5 protein-coding genes are annotated in these 4,217 nt (G+C 40.5%); 3 read left to right on the forward strand and 2 right to left on the reverse strand.

From position 1 onward, the window contains the following. Nucleotides 1–315 precede the first annotated feature (315 nt). On the forward strand, nucleotides 316–768 hold the full coding sequence (locus BUB45_RS06070; RefSeq protein WP_073006342.1) for a DUF2269 family protein: 453 nt from the start codon (nucleotides 316–318) through the stop codon (nucleotides 766–768). Between the two features lie 236 nt (nucleotides 769–1,004). On the opposite strand, the gene pepT is transcribed toward BUB45_RS06070, so the two are convergent. Beyond that, nucleotides 1,005–2,237, reverse strand: coding sequence for a peptidase T (gene pepT / locus BUB45_RS06075; protein ID WP_073006353.1), 1,233 nt, complete (start codon nucleotides 2,235–2,237; stop codon nucleotides 1,005–1,007). A gap of 217 nt (nucleotides 2,238–2,454) precedes the next feature. Here pepT and BUB45_RS06080 point away from each other — a divergent pair, with 217 nt between their 5' ends. Both BUB45_RS06080 and BUB45_RS06085 read left to right on the forward strand, forming a co-directional pair. Next, nucleotides 2,455–3,303 (forward strand): sulfurtransferase, encoded by an 849-nt coding sequence (locus BUB45_RS06080; RefSeq protein WP_073006355.1) that lies wholly within the window; start codon nucleotides 2,455–2,457, stop codon nucleotides 3,301–3,303. Beyond that, nucleotides 3,297–3,860, forward strand: coding sequence for a DNA-3-methyladenine glycosylase I (locus BUB45_RS06085; RefSeq protein ID WP_073006357.1), 564 nt, complete (start codon nucleotides 3,297–3,299; stop codon nucleotides 3,858–3,860). The genes BUB45_RS06080 and BUB45_RS06085 overlap by 7 nt, the downstream gene beginning before the upstream one ends. On the opposite strand, the gene BUB45_RS20125 is transcribed toward BUB45_RS06085, so the two are convergent. Continuing rightward, nucleotides 3,824–4,141, reverse strand: a complete 318-nt coding sequence (locus tag BUB45_RS20125) for a hypothetical protein (RefSeq protein WP_139300101.1) — start codon at nucleotides 4,139–4,141, stop codon at nucleotides 3,824–3,826. The two genes, BUB45_RS06085 and BUB45_RS20125, sit on opposite strands and share 37 nt — an antisense overlap. Nucleotides 4,142–4,217: the final 76 nt, after the last annotated feature.

The raw sequence follows: 4,217 nt of genomic DNA on the forward strand, positions 1-4,217 counted from the left end.
GATGTCGAGCGAAATCTGTACGAGGTTGAGCGATTTTCATATAATCCGAAACACATGCTCCTTGTATATTATTGATCCATCATTTAAGTCGGGAGTAGATATTTTGATATAGCTTTTACCAAAGTATTCGGTGGTTTTTCTACAAGTTTTCCTATAAAGCTTCTTTTACATTAGCGGATTATTACACAGATTGTAAGCACGTTATATCAATTAATCTATTTACTAGTTCATCTAAACTTATTTAAGAGAAGTTTACAGATCAAATGCTGATAAAATTTTGCGTTATTATGTAGGAATTTAGGAGGGGGAGATAACATGGAGCTTTATGACCTGATGGCGTTCATACACATCATTGCTGCTATTATCGGTATGGGTCCAGGTTTTTTCATGATTTTGCCAGTGAAAGCAGCAACTACGATGGCAGAATTGCAATATGGTTATAAAATACGGAACAAATTGCACGGCTCTGTCATGATTGGTGGTACATTGCTATTGCTAACGGGGCTAATGATGGGTGTGCTACGCCCCTATTTATTTGCACAAGGTTGGTTTACAGGTAGCTTGCTTTTATTTTTGCTTGCTTTGGCATTCGGTCCACTCGTGCTGTCACCGCGTTCCAAACCAATCAAAAAACTATTACAGACGCATCCGGATAATACGATCCCCGATGAATATGTTCGATTATCCAGAAAGCTATTTTTCTATGAAAGAATCGAAAGCCTGTTGTTTATGATCATTATTATTTTAATGATTACGAAACCATTTTAAAGTACATGGAAGGAAATTAAGTTGCTTGAAGTTCACAATTTTCTGTGCAGGTCTTCTTACGATGGATAATATAAAAAAGTGCCAACTGTGTGATTGTCATCTGGAGACGCACTTCTTTGGCACTTTTGTACATTATTATGCAAGCATAAAGTTTTAAGGTTTATACTATAGAAAAACGACGGCATTCTGCTGCATAAAAAAATTGGCGGTAAGCCATGTTTTCTAATGAATGTTAATTAATAGCGTTGGGCAAATAGCTTGCAGATTTCAATGATTGTTTTTGAGGCTTTCATCATATTATCTACCGAGACGTATTCGAATTTACCATGAAAATTTTCTCCACCAGTAAAAATGTTCGGTGTTGGCAGTCCCATGTAGGATAATTGCGAACCATCTGTACCACCACGAATAGGTTTTACAATCGGTTCGATATCTAAGCTTTTCATTGCATCATAAGCAATATCGACAATTTCTTTCACAGGTTCAATTTTTTCGCGCATATTATAATACTGATCTCGCAATTCAAGGTTAACAGCTTCCGTTCCATACTTCGACTGAAGTTTTTCTGCGATCTTTTGCATTACATCTTTTCTCTCTTGAAACTTCTCTTTATTAAAATCTCGGATAATGTAGAAAAGTTCTGCATTTTCCACATCACCAGTAATATTGCTTAAGTGATAAAATCCTTCATATCCTTCTGTATATTCCGGCGCTTCTTCGTTTGGGATTTCATTTATAAACGCTGCTGCCATTTTCCCAGCGTTCACCATTTTGTTCTTGGCTGTTCCCGGATGTACACTATTTCCTTTAAAGGTTACTCTAGCTTGAGCTGCGTTAAAGCTTTCGTATTGTAACTCTCCTAATGGACCGCCATCGACCGTGTAGGCATATGTAGCATCGAAACGTTCCACATCGAATTTATGTGGTCCACGGCCGATCTCTTCATCGGGTGTGAAGGCAACGCGGATTTTCCCGTGCTTGATTTCTGGATGTGTGATGAGATAATGCATGGCCGTCATAATTTCAGCAATTCCCGCTTTGTTATCAGCGCCAAGTAAAGTTGTTCCATCTGTAGTGATTACTGTATGCCCTTTGTATTGCGAAAGCTCTGGAAAGTCGGTAGTCGATAATATAATATTTTCTCCCTTGTTCAATACAATATCTTTCCCGTCGTAATTCTCCGTGATTTGCGGTTGCACATTTTTTCCAGTGAAGTCTGTTGCTGTATCCACATGCGCTAAAAACCCGATGGTCGGTATATCTCCATCCGTGTTTGCGGGAAGTGTTGCCATCACATAGCCGAAGCCGTCAACAGCAACGTCTGTCATTCCCATTTCCTGAAGCTCTTGTACTAAAAGATTCGCTAAATCAAACTGTCCAGGTGTAGAAGGTGTAGCGTCCTTGCTTGCGTCGGATTGCGTATCCATCTTTGCATACGTAATAAACCTTTCCATTATTTCTTTTTTCAATAAAGCCAACTCCTATCAAATTAGAATATGTATTTCATTTTTTCATCATGTAAACATGAATAGTATGCTTTCTATTATAACTTAATTACACTAATTTTCTAAATTAAATCGTTCGAGTCTCTAAGTTAGGGGGTAGGCATAATAAAGCTTATCGTATAAAATAAGAGTAACAAATACGGATTACGAATGGCTATAAAATTATTGGAGGGAAGAAAAAATGGGCTATCTTATTAGCGTAGACCGTTTAAAGAATCGGCTACATAATCATTTAAACAATACAGTAATTATCGATGTGCGTTTTCAATTAACCGAACCTGATGCAGGCAGAAAAGCGTATTTACAGGACCACATTCCAGGTGCTCTTTTTATGGATATAGAAAAAGATTTGTCTGGAAAAAAAGGAAAACATGGTGGGAATCATCCGCTTCCTGATCTTACGATGCTTGCAGGAAAAGTAGGGAAATTAGGTATTGATCACGATACAACCGTTGTGATATACGATGCAGATAATGATATGTTTGCTGCTAGAGCATGGTGGTTATTCCATTATATGGGGCATGACAAAGTGTATGTTCTTGACGGGGGCTACAATGGCTGGAAAAAAGCAGGTAATGAAATAACCGCCGAGGTACCAACGCTAACGCCAAAAGTATTTCACTTGCAATTAAGAGACAATCAAATTGCTAATATGGAAGAAGTGAAACAAAAAGTAACTCATAATAAAACTATTTTAATTGATTCACGCGCAAGAGAACGTTATTTAGGAGATTATGAACCGATGTATGCTCGAGCGGGTCACATTCCTGGTGCTAAAAACTATTTCTGGAAAGAGGTGCTGGATAAAAATGGCTCTTGGAAAAAGAAGGAATCCCTAGAAAAGCAGTTTGCTTCCCTTCAGAAAAACGAAGAAATTATTGTTTCCTGTGGTTCTGGTATATCTGCTTGCCCTAATATTTTAGCCTTAAAATCACTTGGCTATGAAAATGTGAAATTATACCCTGGTAGTTTCAGTGATTGGATTTCTTATGATGAAAATGAAGTCGCAATTGGTGAAGATGCATGGTAAAACAAAGGTGTCAATGGGTTACAGATGATCCTGTCTATATTACTTATCATGATCATGAATGGGGCGTCCCGCAGTATGACGCCCGAAAATTATTTGAAATGATTTGCTTGGAAGGAGCACAAGCAGGATTAAGCTGGATTACAATATTAAAGCGTAGAGAAAATTATCGCCAAGCTTTTGATCATTTCGATCCGTTGAAAATAAGTAAATATAGCAATCAGAAAATAGAAGCCCTCATCCAAGATAAAGGAATTATTCGTAACCGGAGAAAGATAAATGCTTTCGTTAAGAATGCCCAGTCCTTTTTGCAAGTAGAGCAGGAGCTTGGAGACTTCTCCTCCTATATGTGGTCCTTTGTCGGCGGAGAACAAATTGTTAATCACTGGGAAACGCATGAACAAGTGCCCGCATATACGACAGAATCCGAACAAATGAGCAAAGATCTAAAACGACGTGGTTTCCAATTCGTTGGGCCAACCATTTGTTACGCTTTTATGCAAGCAACAGGTATGGTCAATGATCATACGAAAGACTGCTTTTTATCCAAATCGCGCTGAACGCGGGCGATCGGGGCAATTCGGCCCGCGTCACGCGGAAAACCGCCCGCGCGCACCGCGAACTCGCTCACGTACATGGTGAACTCGCCCCTCGCGCGCCGGAACTCGCTCACGTACGTGGTGAACGCGCTCCTCGCGCGCCGGAACTCGCTCACGTACGTGGTGAACGCGCTCCTCGCGCGCGGAAACTCGCTCACGTACGTGGTGAAATCGCTCCTCGCGCGCCGGAACTCGCTCATGCCCGTCGCGAACTCGCTCATCTCGCGCGGAAATTCGCTCACGCACGTCGTAAAATCGCTCCTCGCGCGGAAATTCGCTCATGCACGTCGCAAAATCGCTCATCGCGCGCGGAAACTC

Source organism: Virgibacillus chiguensis (assembly GCF_900129865.1).
Classification (GTDB): domain Bacteria; phylum Bacillota; class Bacilli; order Bacillales; family Amphibacillaceae; genus Virgibacillus; species Virgibacillus chiguensis.